Source organism: Natronobiforma cellulositropha (assembly GCF_025629245.1).
In the GTDB taxonomy this organism is placed as follows: domain Archaea; phylum Halobacteriota; class Halobacteria; order Halobacteriales; family Natrialbaceae; genus Natronobiforma; species Natronobiforma cellulositropha.
Genome location: NZ_JANZXN010000015.1, coordinates 32365 through 46783, shown reverse-complemented (window position 1 = coordinate 46783; position 14419 = coordinate 32365). Strand labels below are relative to the sequence as shown.

The window sequence follows — 14419 nt, the reverse complement described above, 5'->3', positions numbered from 1 at the left end:
GGGGTGTTTTTCCGGGATGCCAACGAAGGGGGACGACAAGTAGATGACTACGGGCCACTCCACACCCACAACCGACGCTGACCTCGAGTGGTGCTACGAGGCTGTACACGGTGTTTCGCGGACCTTCTCGATCACGATCGACCGACTCGAAGAGCCGATGGCGAGACACATCTGCCTCGGCTACCTCCTCTGTCGTATCGCCGATACGATCGAGGACGCCGGCCACATCCCTCCAGCGGAACAGACCCGCCTCCTCGAGACGTACGACCGGTTGCTCGACCCCGACGACGACCTCCCCGTCGACGCGTTCGTCACCGACGTCGAGCCCTGGCTTCCGCCGGCCGACGAACGCAGCGAAGACTGGCAGGTCGTCGCCGAGACGCCGCGCGTCATGCGGACGTTCGAGTCGCTCGAGGACGAACCCCGCGAGATCATGCGCGAGCCGGTTCGCGAACTCGTCGGCGGGATGGCGATGTTCACCGACCGCTACGCCGACGAGGGCGGTCTCAGACTCCAGACGCTCGAAGAACTCGAGGAGTACTGCTGGTACGCCGCCGGGACCGTCGGCACGCTCATCACGGGACTCGTCTCCCGGAGTGTCTCGCCCGACCACGCCGACGAACTCCGTGCGAACGCCCGCTCGTTCGCCCTGCTGTTACAGCTGGTCAACATCGCGAAGGACGTCCAGACCGACTACCGCGAGGAGAACAACGTCTACCTCCCCGCCGAGTGGCTCGAAGAGGAGAACGTCGACGCCGACAGCGTCACCGACGAGGACAACCACCACGGGGTGACGACCGTCATCGAGCGCGTCACCAAACGTGCCGAGGGCTACCTCGACGGCGCCCACCGCTACCTCGAGGTCGTCCCCGAACACGAGGGGAACACCCTCTCGGCGTGGGCGATTCCCTACCTGCTGGCGGTCGGGACGCTCCGCGAACTCCGTGAGCGGCCCGAAGACGTCGTCCGCGAGGGTGAGGTCAAGATTTCGCGAGCGGAGGTGTTCGCCGTCCTCCAGCGCTTCGAAGAGGGCGTCTCTCGAGCGCACTTAGACGAACTCAGAGCGGAGATGACCGAGCGCCCGCTCCACCAGTAAGCCGCGTCCGACGCCTCGACAGACAGTCACGCGCCCAGAACGATTTATAGCCTCCCCGCCGTAGCGACGCTCGAGCGATGGGGGAGACGTACTACGAGATCCTCGACGTCGACACCGACGCGACTCCCGAGGAGATTACGACCGCCTACCGCGAGCGCGTCCTCGAGACCCACCCCGACCGGAACGACGACCCGGACGCTACAGAGCAGTTCAAACGGGTGACGAGCGCGGAGGCGGTCCTCGGTGACGAGACCGAGCGGGCGCGCTACGACCGCCTCGGCCACCGGTCGTACTGCCGGCTGCGCGACGGCTGGTCGTCGACACCGGACGATTCACCCGAGCCGTCCACCGACTCGAGCGACGGCACGGCTGCCACCGACTCGAGCGACGGTGCCTGGAGTCGGGCGGCGACCGGCAGTCGGTCCGCGAGCGACCCCGACGGCGGCCCGAGCCACCACGCGCGACACCGCGAGCGCCGGGAGCGGGCGACGTGGGCGGGGAGCCGGACGCAGCGGGCGTCGTGGTTCGAGGCGGACGTCGACGGTGGAGGCGAACGCGAGCCTGCTGGCGACGGTGGGACCACCTCGACCGACGGCGGGTTTCGCTACGCCGTCCACCAGTGGGACGACGAGGTCGACGTCGGCTCCCCGTTTCGCCCGCTCGAGCGGTCGGCGCTCGTATTGGTCTGCTGTGTGGCGCTCGTCTACCCGGTGTTAGTGTACGCGAGCGTCACGCCACAGTTCTGGTTGCCGGTCAACGTCGTGGTAGCAGGCTGTACGCTCGTACTCGTCGGCTACCTGCTGACGATGCCGCGGGCGGCGAGCGCGGCCTTCGGGTCCTGGAGCCTCCTCGTCCCGCTGGCGCTCCCTCGAGTCACGACACTCGAACCGCTCTCGTTCGTCGGCCTGCTCGCAATCGCCGCCTTCTGGGTGCCGTTCGGGTTCGCGCTCGGTCTCTGGGCGGCGATGCGTCGCTGACGGTCGAACGCGGAACCGGTCGATAGACTCCGACGACGGCTCACGCCGAGTGCCAGCGGCGACTCTCGGTCTCGAGTTCCTCCCGGCGTCGGTGGCTCGCGGCGGCGTCGAATTCGACGTGGAGGACCTGCGTCCCAGTGGACTCGAGTGAGCGCCGGTAGGCGTCGTCGAACGTCTCGGGTGTGACGCGTTCGAACGTGAGGTCGTAGAGGTCCTCGAACGCCCCGAAGTCGAGTCCGTGTGGGGTCTTGAACTGTCCCGTAAACGGCGGGTCGTAGTCCTCGATCGGGAGCATGTGGAAGATGCCGCCGCCGTCGTTGTCGAGGAGGACGACCGTCGCGTCGACGCCACAGCGCTCGAGCGCGAGCAGGCCGTTCGAATCGTGGTAGAACGCGAGGTCACCGGTGACGAAGACGAGTGGGTCCGCGCTCGCGCTGCCCGCGCCGAGGGCGGTACTCACCACGCCGTCGATACCGCTCGCCCCCCGGTTCGCGAGGACGGTCAGCGCCGCTTCGCGTGGCTCCCCGAAGCGGTCGGCGTCCCGGATCGGCATGCTGTTCGAGACGAAGACGGCCGCCGGGTCGGGAGCCTCGGCGAGCACCGAGGCGAGCATCGCCCCCTCGAACGGGTCGTTCGCGAGGCGCTCGTCCGTCCGTGCCGCCTCGAGTACCGACCAGTGGTGGGCTTCGGCACGCTCGAAGCGCTCGAGCCACCCCGCCTCGCTCCCGGTGGTCCGTCCCTCGAGTTCGGCCACCAGTGCGTCGGCCAGCGCGGAGGGATCGGCCACGACGAGGTCGGTCGCGGTGAACGTCGCCTCACGCCAGCCACCGGCCGGGTCGACGAGCACCTGCTCGCAGTCGGCGTCGCGCAGGTGCTCGATCAGCCGCGCCGAGGTGGGGGCTGCCCCGACGCGGAGTACCACGTCGGGTTCGAACGCCTCGCCCTCGAGGTATGCGTCGTAGCCACCAAAAATGGAGGCGTCGGTGAGGTGGGGTCCGAAGCGCAGCCCCGAGAGCGGGTCGGCGAGGAGCGGTGCCGCGAGCGTGTTCGCGAGCGCGGTGAGTGTCACGGCGTCGACACAGCCAGGAGTGGCCGGGCCGGCGACGAGCAGCGGCCGGTCGGCGTCGGCGAGTGCGTTCGCCACCGCGCTCACCGCCGTCTCCTCGAGCCGACGCCGTCCGAGACGGGTCTCGACGAACGGGCCATCACGTCCACGTCCGGCGAGTGTCTCGAGGAGGTCGTCGGGGACGTCTCCGGGGACCGGAACCGGCTCGAGGGGCTTTCTGAACGGGCAGTTGAGGTGGACCGGCCCGGGTGCGCCGGTCGAGCCACGTGCGGCCGCCAGCGCCCTGGCGGCAGCCGTCCGTACCATCCTGAGCGTACGCTCGTCGGGTTCCGGCAGCGGGAGGTCTGCGTGCCAGCGAACGCTCGAGCCGAAGAGGTCGACCTGGTCGACCGTCTGGTTCGCCCCGCTGTCTCGCAACTCTGCGGGGCGGTCGGCGCTCAACACGAGCAGCGGGACGCGTGCCTCGTCGGCTTCGATGACGGCCGGGTGGAAGTTCGCGACGGCCGTTCCCGACGTGCAGACGAGCGCCGTCGGCTCACCGGTGCGACGCGCACGCCCGAGCGCGAAGTACGCCGCCGACCGTTCGTCGAGGTGGGAGAACACCGTGACGTCGGGGTGGGCGTCGAACGCGACCGTCAGCGGCGTCGACCGGCTCCCCGGTGCGATACAGACGGACTCGAGTCCGCCTGCGGCGAGTTCGGCGGCGAGGACCGTCCCCCACAGGGTGTTCCGGTTCGGAACGGCGGGTGGCTCTGCCATCCGACTCACCTCAGTTCGTCGAGGATCGGCCGGAACTTGAGCTGAATCTCGTCCCACTCGTCGGCCGGGTCGCTGTCGGCGACGATGCCGTTGCCGGAGAACAGCGTCACGGTCCGCCCGTCGACGAGTCCGGACCGGATACCGACGGCGAACTCCCCGTCGCCGTTGGCGTCGAACCAGCCGACCGGCGCGGCGTACCAGCCCCGGTCGAAGCGCTCGAGCGCGTCGATCGTTTCTCTCGCCGCCGGTTTCGGCAGACCACCGACCGCCGGCGTCGGGTGCAACGCGTCGACGAGTTCGAGGACGTGCCGGTCTTCGTCCAGACGGGCGTAGATCGGTGTCTCGAGGTGTTGGATCGTCGCCAGTCGGCGTACGTCGCGCTCACCGACGGTGATCGAGGCGGCGAGCGAGTCGAGTCGCTCGAGGATGGCGTCGGCGACGAGTCCGTGTTCTTCGCTGAGTCGGTCGCTCTCGCGCATCCGCTCGACCAGCGCGTCGTCCGCCGCCGCCGTCTCGCCTCTGGGCAGCGATCCGGCGAGCGCCTCGGTCGTGACGGCGGTCCCGTCTACGGAGACGAGTCGCTCCGGCGGTGCGCCGAAGAATACGCACGGATCGTCACCGCGTTCGATCGAGAAGCGATAACAGTTCGGATACCGCTCGCGGAGTCGGGCGAGCGTCGCGGCCACGTCGAGGTCGGTCTCGAGGGCTACCTCGAGCGTCTGTGCCAGGACGACCTTCTCGAGATGGCCAGCGGCGATACGTTCGAGGGCGGTGGTGATCTGTTCGGTCCACGCCGACTTCGACGTCGGCTGCTGCGTCAGGCGGACGCCGGGGCGCGGTCCGTCGGCCGAGACCGGCGTCGCCCTCGTCAGCCGCTCACGCCAGTGCTCGAGCGTTGCCGTGACATCGGTCTCGTCCGTTCCGACGGCCGTCAGCCACGTCCCGCCGTCCGTCCGGGTGACCTGTACGCGAGGGACGACGAACGACGCGCCAGCGAAGCCGTCCCACGGTGGCGATGGCTCGTACTCGTCGTGAAACGAGAGACCGCCGATCGCCCGTGGCCGCCCGTCATCCGGTCCCTCGTAGTCGAGCGCGTCGAAGTACGCCGTCGCGTCGTCGCGGACGCGGGCGAGACGACCCACCCCGTTCGCGGTGAACGCGGCTGCGACGCCGTAGCCGACGAGTTCGAGACCGTCGGGAGAGGCCCACTGTGTTCGCGACGCCGGCGTCGGGTCGACGTCCCCGGCGGTTTCCCCCTCGAGTTCGCGGCTCCGACCGACCAGTGCGTCCTGTCGTTGCGAAACACCGCCGGTCAGCCACCCCTCACCCGACGCTCGGTCCATTGACGCCGACTCAGGTCCCGGTCCCCTTCAGCCTAACTATCTCACTCTCGAAGCGATCGAAGCCGACGAACCGAGCGTCGCGACCGTGGCTCGAGCGCCGACGAGGTACGGTGGAGACCGCAGAAAAGCACCCGAGAGTGTCCGCTGCGCCACACCATCACCACGAGTGAAACGCTGGGTGAGAAACGAGACATTCGGGGGACGGGAGGCAGGGAGAAACCGTCCGTAACGGTATGAAACAGTGCGTGTCTGGATCCAACTGTTCGATACCGCTCGATACCGCCGGTATAACGAAGTGGACGGTCGGTGAGCGACCCAATGCATGGCGACCAGACAACAGATGGAAGAACGGGAACTCACCGGACAGTCCGCAGAAGAGATCACAGAACAGGCACTCGGCCCGGCGTTTCTCGCCGCTGCGGCGTCGGTCGGTCTCTCGTGGTACTACTTCTTCGTTCGCGGCGACCGCCAGCGAGGGCTATTCGTCGGTCTCTGGCCCCCGACGATCCTCGCGTTCGCCAGCTACTTCAACCAGCGAAAGATCCGACAGAAGCTCGATTCGTTCACGCAGCCGGGCACGACGATCAAAGACGCCTTCGAGAGCGTCATGGGGAACCGATAGCGCGTCGGGCCAACCAGTCGATGCCCGCCGCGACGACACCCCGTCCGTCTCGGCTCTCGAACGGCTCTCGCCGTGAACGTCCGTCTCGGTGTGAGCCAGCGGCCGCGAGCGCCGCGTCGACCGCGGCTGTTCGACAAATCCTTTTTCATCACGTGTAACTTTTCTTTTCCATCACGTCAGAATCCCCGTCAAAGTTAAATACCCCCTCACCGAAACCCGAGTCAGATGCCGAAAATAGAGATCAATATCCCCGAGCACCTCGAGATGCAGATTGCGCAGATGGTCGAGCGCGGCGAGTTCGTCAACCGCGAGGAGGCGGTCGAAGACCTCCTCTCGACGGGAATCAAGGCCTACAAGACCAGCGGACCGATGCAGGACGACACGCCGGGGTTCGAAGACGACGGTCTGATGGGCCACGACGACGAGTACGTCTTCTGACCCGGTGGGTCTGTCTCTTCCGGTTCTCGAGGTGGCTTCTTCCGATTCGGTTTCCGATACGCGAGTGGTTACACTCGCCGCCCGGTCCGACGCCACGCTCGTAACCCCCTTATAGCAGTAACCGACTACCGACCCCATGCACCCGCCGGGAGCCGACACCGTCCTCGTCCGTCACGGTGACGTGAACACGAAGAGTCCCACCGTCAAACGGTACATGGAGGGCATCCTCTGTGAGAACCTCGAAGCCCTCCTCGAGGACCGATCGATTCCCGGAAGCGTCGAGCAACGCTGGAACCGGCCGCTCGTCCACACGGAATCCGAACACGTCGACGCCGCGACGGCCGCCGCCGCAGACGCCTTCGGCGTCGTCTCCGCGAGCGCTTCTCTGACCGTCGACCCGACGCTCGAGACGATTCTCGAGGCGCTCGAGGAGAGTGCCCGCGCCCACTACGACGGCGGCACCTTCGCCGTCGACGCCCGCCGGGCGCACAAACAACTCCCGTTCACCAGCCACGACCTCGCCCGCGAGGGCGGGACGGCCATCTGGGAGACCGTCGAGACGTCGTTCGAACCCGCAGTCGACCTGGACGACCCGGACTACACCTTCGGCGTCGAGGTCCACGCCGAAGAGGCGTTCGTCTACCTCGAGTCGCAGTCGGGTCCCGGCGGTCTCCCGCTCACGTCTCAGGCTCCGATGGTCGCGCTGGTCAGCGGCGGCATCGACTCGCCCGTCGCTGCCTACGAACTGATGCGCCGGGGCAGTCGCGTCATCCCCGTCTACGTCGACCTCGGCGACTACGGCGGTCCCGACCACGAGGCGCGCGCGATGGAGACCGTCTCGTCGCTGACGCGCTACGCCCCCGGCGAAGACATGCGCGTCTACCGCGTTCCCGGCGGTGACACCGTCTCACTCTTGGCCGAGACGATGGAGGAAGGGCGGATGCTCTCGCTGCGGCGTTTCTTCTATCGGATCGCCGAACACATCGCGACCCACACCGGCGCCTCCGGCATCGTCACCGGCGAGGCCATCGGCCAGAAGTCGAGCCAGACCGGCCAGAACTTCGCCGTCACCTCTCGCGCCACCACCCTCCCCATCCACCGCCCGCTGCTGGCCTGGGACAAACAGGACATCGTTGCCCGCGCCCGCGAAATCGGCACCTACGCCGACTCGACGATCAACGCAGGCTGTAACCGCGTCGCCCCCGACCGCGCCGAGACCAACGGCCAACTCGAGCGTCTCCTCGAGGTCGAACCCGACGACCTCTTCGCACGCGCCGAGACCGCCGCGGCGAACGCGACGCTCGTCGAGCCCTGAGACGGAGGCGAAACCCACATTACACAGACGCTCCCACGTAGGGGCAGTGACACGCGTCTGTCTCCTCGGGTCGCCGGAGGTCGACCTCGGCTACGAACTGCTCTCGAGAGAGACCTCTCGAGACGCGCTGGCGACCTACGACTTAGAGCGTCCCTTCGAGAACGCGCTGGCGGTCAGAACCGTCAGCATCGGTGGGGCGGTCTCGTTTCTCAACGACCTCCAGTGGTACCTGGTCCGGTTCGTCGACGAGGCGCTGGTCCAGGAGCCGAGCGTCAGCGACGAGGAGTGGCTCTCTCGCGACCTCGCTACCGCGCTCCGAAACGGCGACTGTGAACCCGCAGACACCGGCGAGCACCTCAAAATCTACGGACTCGAGTCGGCGAGCGACGACGACGGACCCCCGCCGGCCACCGTTGGAGACGACGGCGACGCGAGCGAGGTCTCCGACGACCCACCCGCATCCGCGCCGGCGGTCACGAGACCGCCGCGACTCGTCGAACCGCTCTACGTCCGCCGGGTCGACGGCGAGGTTCCCGAGTACGACCTGCGAGACGTCGAGGAGACGCTCGTCGTCAGGCTCACCCCGGGTGAGTTCTCGCCGTGAGCGTCGGTGGCACCGGTGCGGTGACGGTCGATGGCCGACGGCTCTCCTACCGACGCGCCGGAACCGACGGCCCGCCCGTCGTCTTACTCCACGGCGGCGGTGTCGACGACGCGACGCTCTCCTGGCGCTACGTCCTCGCCGACCTCGCCGACGACCACCGCGTCTACGCGCTCGACTGGCCCGGCTACGGCGACAGCGACGACCGCGGCTACACCCACGCGAGTGCGAGCCACGTCCGGACGCTCGAGCGCTTTCTCGACGCGGTCGGGTTGAACGAACGTGCCAATGGACTCACGGTCGCGGGCATCTCGATGGGTGGGGCGGCGGCGCTCGGCTTCGCGCTCGAGCAGCCAGACCGCGTCTCGAAACTCGCACTCGTCGACAGCTACGGTCTCGGGAGCGAGATTCCCGCCGGGTCGCTCTGGCGGACGCTCGCACACGTTCCCGGCGCGAACGCCCTCGGCTGGGCGACCCTCGGCACCTCACGAGAGGCGACCCGGATCGGTCTCGGGAACGTCGTCGCCAACGTCGACGCACTCTCGAGTAGCTTCGTCGACGACGTCTACGAACGCGCCCGCCGTCCCGGTGCCGGTCGCGCCTTCGAGGCGTTCCAGCGCAACGAACTCGCCGCCGACGGCTCGGCGCTGACCGACTACAGCGACGACCTCGAAGCACTCGAGACACCCACCCTGCTGGTCCACGGCCGGGACGACCGCCTGTTCCCGGCTCGCTGGTCGGAACGCGCCGCCGAGCGACTGGCGAACGCACGGCTCGAGATCATCGACGACTGCGGCCACTGGCCGCCGCGGGAGTGTCCAGAGCGGTTCTCGTCGGTGTTCAACGCGTTTCTCGAGGCGGATTAGTCGAACAGTCCCGTCGAGAGGTAGCGCTCGCCGCTGTCCCAGAAGACCGTGACGACGAGCGGGCAGTCCTCGACGCTTCCGCCGTCGGTCTCGGTCTGGACGTCGCCGCCACCGAGCGCGCCGGTGACGTGTGGCGGCACCTCTGGGCACTCACGGTCGGGAGTTGCGATCGCTCGAGCGACCTGCTGGGAGACCAGACTCGTCGCGCCACTCGACTGGCCGACGAGGACGCCCTCCTCGCGCGCGAGCCGGCGACACTCGGTCTCTGCGTCCTCGAGTCTGACCGTCTCGACGCGGTCGATCAGGTCAGTATCCAGGTTGTCACTGACGAAGCCCGGTCCCATCCCCTGGAACTCGTCTTCGCCGGGTTCGCCCGTCGAGAGCACCGGATTGCGCGCGGGTTCGACCGCGACGATCTCGAGGTCGGGGAACTCCTCGCGGAGCCTGCGGCCGACGCCGGTGAGCGTCCCGCCGGTACCGACGCCCGCGACGAAGGCGTCGACGGTTCGCTCGCCGACCTGTTCGACGATCTCCTCGCCGGTGGTGTGGTAGTGGGCGTCCGGATTCGCCGGGTTCTCGAACTGACCCAGCTGAACGCCACCCTCGGCTTCGATCTCGTCGGCGCGCTCGCGCGCCGCCTCCATGTTCCCCTCGACGAGGTCGATCTCTGCGCCGTAGGCAGCCATCAGCTGTCGGCGCTCTCTCGACTTCGAGGCGGGCATGACCACCGTCAGGTCGTAGCCGCGCGCCGCACAGACGAGCGCCAGGCCGATCCCCGTGTTCCCGCTCGTCGGTTCGACGATCCGGTCGCCAGGCTCGAGTACGCCCTCGCGCTCGGCGGCGAGGACCATCGCCAGCGCCGGCCGGTCCTTCGCCGAGCCGCCGGGGTTGAACGACTCGAGTTTGGCGGCGACGGTCGCACCCTCCGGCGAGTTCACCTGGACGAGCGGTGAGCCGATCGTCTCCAGGATGCTTCCTCTCATTGGTGAGGTGTTGGCAGCCGAAACGTAAACGCCTACTGGAGCGTGCAGGTCGTGCCGGATCGCTCGCACAAACGAGGCGATTAAGCCACGCGGGAGCCAACGCCCGGCTATGAGTCTCGAGACGATGCGGCCGACGCCGACCTGGGACGAAGCCTCCTACGAGGACACCGTCGACACGCTCGCCGCACACGACGACCTGACCTACAAGGTGTGGGCAGGCGACTGGTGTAAGGACTGTCGCGCGCTCTTACCCGACTTCGGCGCGGCGCTCGCGGCCGCCGACATCCCCGACGAACGCATCGAGGAGATCGCACTGGACGAGGAGAAACAGGGACCCGGTGTCGAGGAGTACGGTATCGAGTACATCCCGACCATCGTCGTCGAGCGAGACGGCGACGAGGTCACCCGATTCGTCGAGAAAGAGGCGCTGCCGCCTGCCGTCTGGCTCGCAGACCAGCTCGAGCGCGAACTCGAGTAGACTTCCCCTCTACAGATTCTCCGCCGGCTCCGATGCGAGCCACTCGAGTGCGTCCTCGACGTCGTGAACCGGCGGTGAACAGGTGAACGAGCGACAGACGTACGCCGTCGGCTCGCCGTCGCGCGCCTCGCGGTCGGCCCAGATCGCTGGCGCTTTCTCGAGGTCCAGTCGCTCGAGCCAGGCGTCGAGACCAGCCTCGGTGGGCGGCCGGCGGCTGATGAGCCGATCCGGGAGGTAGCGCTCGCCGAGGTGTGTGAGCCACGCTGGTGGCACCTCGTCTGCGGCGACGGTTACCTCGAGTGCGCCCGTCGCCAGGCGGTCGGCGGCGAGACAGAGCGTGACGTGCTCGAGCGGGTTCGCCTCGAGGCGGTTCGCGTGCGTCTCGAGGACGGTCGCGGCGATCGATTCGAAGTCGTCCGTCGCGAGGTGGTCGAGCGCGAGCAACACCTCGACGGCGACGCCCGCAGCGGAGGGCGTCGAGCGGTCGGTGAGTTCCTGCGGGCGCGTGACGAGCGACTCGCCGCTCTCGGGCGTGAAGTAGAGCGTCCCGCGCGTCTCGTCCCAGAACTCGGTCTCGATGGTCCGCGCCAGGTCGAGGGCGAACTCGAGGTGAGCGAGGTCGCCGGTCGCCTCGTAGCAGGTCAGCGCGCCGCGCGCGAGGAAGGCGTAGTCCTCGAGGTAGCCGTCGATGCCGACCGCGGTCTCACCGCTCTCGTCGTCTTTGTACCGCCTCGAGAGCCGCTCGGTCTCGTCGTCCCAGCACTGTTCACGGACGAACGCGAGGGCGTCGACGGCGCGCTCGGTGTACTCGGGAGCGTCGAGGACGATGCCCGCCTCGGCGAACGTCGCGATCAGCAGGCCGTTCCAGCCCGCGAGGACCTTCTCGTCGCGCGGCGGGCGAGGGCGGTTCTCGCGCTCGAGAAAGAGCGTCTGGCGGGCCGACTCGAGCCGTGCGTCGACCGCCTCGGGTTCTTCGTCGACGGCGTCGGCGAGGTCCTCGAGCGACTCGCACAGGGTCAACACGGTCGCTCCCTCGAAGTTGCCCGCCTCGGTGACGCCGTAGCGCCGACAGAAGAGGTCCGCATCGGTCTCGTCTGCGAGTGCGTCTGCGACCTGCGCGGGCGTCCAGGTGTAGAACGCCCCCTCTTCGCGCTCGCCAGCCTCGGTCTCGCTCTCGGCGTCGAGGGTGCTGTAGAAGCCGCCGTCGGGGTGCGTCAGTTCTCGCTCGAGGAAGGTGAGCGTCTCGCGGACGACGGTCGCGTAGCGCTCCTCGCCAGTCAGCTGGTAGCCCGCGAGGAAGGCGCGCGGAATCTCGGCGTTGTCGTAGGCCATCTTCTCGAAGTGTGGTACCGTCCAGCTTCGGTCGACGCAGTAGCGGTGGAAGCCGCCGCCGACGTGGTCGTAGAGACCACCGGCCGCCATCGCGTCGAGCGCCTCGCAGGCGACCTCGAGGTAGGTCTCCCGGCCGGTCCGGTCGAAGGCGCGAAACAGTGCGTCGAGACGCGCTGGCTGGGGGAACTTCGGGCCGTCGGAGCCGAAGCCGCCGTACTCGCGGTCGGCCCCCCGCAGGGCGTAGCTGGCGGCCGACTCGACGAGGTCGCTGCCCGGCGGCTCCGGGACCGCAGGTCCCGACTCCAGCCGGATCGGTTGGCCGGTGTCCGGTGTCTCCTCGAGCTGACTTCGTGCGGCGTCCGTCCACTGGTCGGCGCGGTTTTCCATCTCCTCACGGTCGTTCTCCCAGGAGTCCCGGATGTTCTCGAGCAGGTCGAGAAAGCCCGGTGCGCCGCGCATCGGTCGCTTCGGGAAGTAGGTGCCGACGTAGAAGGGCTTCCCCTCGGGGGTGAGCCACGCAGAGAGCGGCCAGCCGCCACCGCCGGTGACGAGCTGACAGACGGTCATGTAGATGCTGTCGACGTCGGGGCGCTCCTCGCGGTCGACCTTGATCGGGACGAAGTGCTCGTTCAACAGCGCGGCGACCTCCTCGTCGTCGAAGCTCTCTTCTTCCATGACGTGACACCAGTGACACGCCGAGTAACCGATCGAGAGGAAGATGGGCACGTCGCGCTCGCGGGCGGTCTCGAGCGCCGCCTCGTCCCACGGCTGCCAGTTGACCGGGTTGTCGGCGTGCTGGCGCAGATACGGACTGTGCTCGTCAGCGAGCCGATTGCGCTGAGTTGGAGGTTCCATATGAACCACTACGGGCGTCGCGATAAAAAGCCCCGCCGGGGTGGCCCGTCACCGACGGACGTACTCGAGAAACGCGAAGCCGTCGCGGTCGTCACGGCTGACCTCGCGCCACTCGTCGCGCTCCCAGGCCGGAAAGGTGGTGTCGCCCTCGGGTGTCGCGTCGACTTCCGTCAGGAGGAGCCGATCCGTGGCTGGCAGGAACTGCTCGTACACCGTCGCCCCGCCCGCGACGAACGCCCGGCCGGTGCCGTCGTGGCGCTCGTCTGCGGCGCGCTCGGCCGCCCGGAGCGCGTCCTCGAGTCCGGATACGACGACGACGCGCGACGCGTCGGCCTGCGGGAGGGCGGCCGGATCCTGCCCCGTGAGCACGATGGAGGTCCGCTCGGGAAGCGGTTCGCCGAGTCCCGCGACGATGCTCTCGTAGGTGATCCGTCCTATCACCACGGGGTGGCCGGTCGTCTCGCGCATGAAGTGACGCAGGTCCGCGGGGATGTGCCAGGGCATCTCGCCATCCGCGCCGATGATCCCGTTTCGCGCGACGGCGGCGATGGCGACCAGTTCGAGGGTCGTCTCGAGGTCGCTCGCGCTCATTCGGCCACCGAGAAGCGCAGGCCGCCGTGTGACTCGTAGCCCACCAGTTCGACGTCGTCGTAGCGCAACTCGTCGATGGGGACGTCGGCCACCGCGAGCGTTGGGCGCTCGAGTGGCTCGCGCGAACACTGCTCGAGGAGGTTCGGCACGTGGTCGAACCCGTCTTCGCCCTCGGCTTCCGGCGGGGCTTCGGTCTCGAGCCACTCGCGCACCGCGAGATACTCCGCGGGCGTCTCGACCGCCGCGAGACGCTCTTGGAGCGGCTCGAGGTGCTCCGCGTACCACGCGCCGCGCTCGCCGCGCCCGCAGTAGACGTGGGCGTCGACGACGGTGTGGGCGAACCGTCCTGGCTCGAGACCGACCTGCTGAGCGATGACGGTCGTGAGCAGCGCGTAGGCGGCGATGTTGAACGGAATGCCGAGCGCTACGTCACCGGATCGCTGGGTCAGGTGACAGTGGAGACGCCCGCCCTGGACGGAGAAGACGAACGAGAAGTGACACGGCGGGAGCGTCGAGCAGGTGGCGTTCGCCGGGTGCCAGGCGTTGACGACGAGGCGACGCGAGTGGGGATCGTCGGTGAGCGTCTCGATCACGTACTCGAGTTGGTCGAACGTCAGCCGGCCGTCAGCCTCCTCGTTCACCCACCGGCTATCCGCGTCCGGCCAGGACTCACCCGGTAGCCGTGACTCGGCGGTCGGAACCGGGTAGCGCCGCCAGAACCGGCCGTAGGCGGTGTCGAGGTGGCCCTCCTCGTCGGCCCAGGCGTTCCAGATTTTCGTCTCCTCGCGCAACTCGCGGATGTGTTCCGCGCCGGAGAGGTACCAGCACAGTTCGTGGATCATCGAGTTCCAGCGAAAGCCGTCCATCCGCTTGGTCGTCAGCAGTGGATAGCCGTCCGCGAGGTCGACCTCGTAGTGTTCGCTGAAGGCCGCAATCGTGTCGACACCGGTTCGGTTGGGCTTGTAGACGCCGCTCGAGAGGACGGCGTCGACGAGGTCCAGGTACTCACGCATTGGCACTCATTTGGTAACGAAGGGATAAATCCTACTGATACAGATCCGCGGTGACCCACTCAAAAATTCTGATACGATCCGTCG

Annotated in this window: 14 protein-coding genes; 8 read left to right on the top strand and 6 right to left on the bottom strand. The window is 68.1% G+C overall.

The window, feature by feature from the left end:
• The first annotated feature begins 43 nt into the window (after nucleotides 1–43).
• Both N0B15_RS05895 and N0B15_RS05890 read left to right on the top strand, forming a co-directional pair.
• Nucleotides 44–1096, top strand: a complete 1053-nt coding sequence (locus tag N0B15_RS05895; protein WP_263018618.1) for a phytoene/squalene synthase family protein — start codon at nucleotides 44–46, stop codon at nucleotides 1094–1096.
• 77 nt (nucleotides 1097–1173) lie between these two features.
• On the top strand, nucleotides 1174–2073 hold the full coding sequence (locus N0B15_RS05890) for a J domain-containing protein (RefSeq protein ID WP_263018617.1): 900 nt from the start codon (nucleotides 1174–1176) through the stop codon (nucleotides 2071–2073).
• A 40-nt stretch (nucleotides 2074–2113) separates the two neighbouring features.
• On the opposite strand, the gene menD is transcribed toward N0B15_RS05890, so the two are convergent.
• On the bottom strand, nucleotides 2114–3898 hold the full coding sequence (gene menD, locus N0B15_RS05885; protein ID WP_263018616.1) for a 2-succinyl-5-enolpyruvyl-6-hydroxy-3-cyclohexene-1-carboxylic-acid synthase: 1785 nt from the start codon (nucleotides 3896–3898) through the stop codon (nucleotides 2114–2116).
• A gap of 5 nt (nucleotides 3899–3903) precedes the next feature.
• Nucleotides 3904–5241 carry an isochorismate synthase gene (locus N0B15_RS05880; RefSeq protein ID WP_263018615.1) on the bottom strand — a complete coding sequence of 446 codons (1338 nt, stop codon included), beginning with the start codon at nucleotides 5239–5241 and terminating at the stop codon, nucleotides 3904–3906.
• A 322-nt stretch (nucleotides 5242–5563) separates the two neighbouring features.
• Here N0B15_RS05880 and N0B15_RS05875 point away from each other — a divergent pair, with 322 nt between their 5' ends.
• The 5 genes from N0B15_RS05875 (at nucleotide 5564) to N0B15_RS05855 (ending at nucleotide 9083) form a co-directional block, all read left to right on the top strand.
• Nucleotides 5564–5863 (top strand): hypothetical protein, encoded by a 300-nt coding sequence (locus N0B15_RS05875; protein ID WP_263018614.1) that lies wholly within the window; start codon nucleotides 5564–5566, stop codon nucleotides 5861–5863.
• 225 nt (nucleotides 5864–6088) lie between these two features.
• Entirely contained in the window at nucleotides 6089–6301 is a 213-nt protein-coding gene (locus N0B15_RS05870; protein WP_263018613.1) for a ribbon-helix-helix domain-containing protein, read from the top strand.
• Between the two features lie 136 nt (nucleotides 6302–6437).
• On the top strand, nucleotides 6438–7616 hold the full coding sequence (locus N0B15_RS05865) for a tRNA sulfurtransferase (protein ID WP_263018612.1): 1179 nt from the start codon (nucleotides 6438–6440) through the stop codon (nucleotides 7614–7616).
• A 46-nt stretch (nucleotides 7617–7662) separates the two neighbouring features.
• The gene (locus tag N0B15_RS05860; protein ID WP_263018611.1) at nucleotides 7663–8220 is read left to right on the top strand and encodes a DUF5804 family protein; all 558 of its coding nucleotides are present in this window, start codon (nucleotides 7663–7665) and stop codon (nucleotides 8218–8220) included.
• On the top strand, nucleotides 8217–9083 hold the full coding sequence (locus N0B15_RS05855; protein ID WP_263018610.1) for an alpha/beta fold hydrolase: 867 nt from the start codon (nucleotides 8217–8219) through the stop codon (nucleotides 9081–9083). The genes N0B15_RS05860 and N0B15_RS05855 overlap by 4 nt, the downstream gene beginning before the upstream one ends.
• Here N0B15_RS05855 and N0B15_RS05850 read toward each other — a convergent pair.
• Nucleotides 9080–10066 carry a PLP-dependent cysteine synthase family protein gene (locus N0B15_RS05850; RefSeq protein WP_263018609.1) on the bottom strand — a complete coding sequence of 329 codons (987 nt, stop codon included), beginning with the start codon at nucleotides 10064–10066 and terminating at the stop codon, nucleotides 9080–9082. The two genes, N0B15_RS05855 and N0B15_RS05850, sit on opposite strands and share 4 nt — an antisense overlap.
• Nucleotides 10067–10175: 109 nt before the next feature.
• On the opposite strand from N0B15_RS05850, the gene N0B15_RS05845 reads away from it, so the two are divergent.
• Nucleotides 10176–10544, top strand: a complete 369-nt coding sequence (locus N0B15_RS05845; protein ID WP_263018608.1) for a thioredoxin family protein — start codon at nucleotides 10176–10178, stop codon at nucleotides 10542–10544.
• 9 nt (nucleotides 10545–10553) lie between these two features.
• Here N0B15_RS05845 and N0B15_RS05840 read toward each other — a convergent pair whose 3' ends face one another.
• Genes N0B15_RS05840 through thyA form a run of 3 tightly spaced genes read right to left on the bottom strand, consistent with a single transcriptional unit; the run spans nucleotide 10554 to nucleotide 14335 of the window.
• Nucleotides 10554–12731: a thioredoxin domain-containing protein gene (locus N0B15_RS05840; protein ID WP_263018607.1), complete on the bottom strand. Its 2178-nt coding sequence runs from the start codon at nucleotides 12729–12731 to the stop codon at nucleotides 10554–10556.
• A gap of 48 nt (nucleotides 12732–12779) precedes the next feature.
• Nucleotides 12780–13322, bottom strand: coding sequence for a dihydrofolate reductase (locus tag N0B15_RS05835; protein ID WP_263018605.1), 543 nt, complete (start codon nucleotides 13320–13322; stop codon nucleotides 12780–12782).
• A complete protein-coding gene (thyA, locus tag N0B15_RS05830; RefSeq protein WP_263018603.1) occupies nucleotides 13319–14335 on the bottom strand; it encodes a thymidylate synthase in 1017 nt (338 codons plus the stop codon). The genes N0B15_RS05835 and thyA overlap by 4 nt, the downstream gene beginning before the upstream one ends.
• Between the last annotated feature and the right edge of the window lie 84 nt (nucleotides 14336–14419).

Excerpts from the sequence above, each read along its gene's own strand:
- N0B15_RS05895 (WP_263018618.1), top strand. The coding sequence starts at position 44 with ATGACTACGGGCCACTCCACACCCACAACCGACGCTGACCTCGAGTGG.
- N0B15_RS05880 (WP_263018615.1), bottom strand. The coding sequence starts at position 5,241 with ATGGACCGAGCGTCGGGTGAGGGGTGGCTGACCGGCGGTGTTTCGCAA.
- N0B15_RS05870 (WP_263018613.1), top strand. The coding sequence starts at position 6,089 with ATGCCGAAAATAGAGATCAATATCCCCGAGCACCTCGAGATGCAGATT.
- menD (WP_263018616.1), bottom strand. The coding sequence starts at position 3,898 with ATGGCAGAGCCACCCGCCGTTCCGAACCGGAACACCCTGTGGGGGACG.
- thyA (WP_263018603.1), bottom strand. The coding sequence starts at position 14,335 with ATGCGTGAGTACCTGGACCTCGTCGACGCCGTCCTCTCGAGCGGCGTC.
- N0B15_RS05850 (WP_263018609.1), bottom strand. The coding sequence starts at position 10,066 with ATGAGAGGAAGCATCCTGGAGACGATCGGCTCACCGCTCGTCCAGGTG.
- N0B15_RS05890 (WP_263018617.1), top strand. The coding sequence starts at position 1,174 with ATGGGGGAGACGTACTACGAGATCCTCGACGTCGACACCGACGCGACT.
- N0B15_RS05865 (WP_263018612.1), top strand. The coding sequence starts at position 6,438 with ATGCACCCGCCGGGAGCCGACACCGTCCTCGTCCGTCACGGTGACGTG.
- N0B15_RS05840 (WP_263018607.1), bottom strand. The coding sequence starts at position 12,731 with ATGGAACCTCCAACTCAGCGCAATCGGCTCGCTGACGAGCACAGTCCG.
- N0B15_RS05875 (WP_263018614.1), top strand. The coding sequence starts at position 5,564 with ATGGCGACCAGACAACAGATGGAAGAACGGGAACTCACCGGACAGTCC.
- N0B15_RS05845 (WP_263018608.1), top strand. The coding sequence starts at position 10,176 with ATGAGTCTCGAGACGATGCGGCCGACGCCGACCTGGGACGAAGCCTCC.
- N0B15_RS05835 (WP_263018605.1), bottom strand. The coding sequence starts at position 13,322 with ATGAGCGCGAGCGACCTCGAGACGACCCTCGAACTGGTCGCCATCGCC.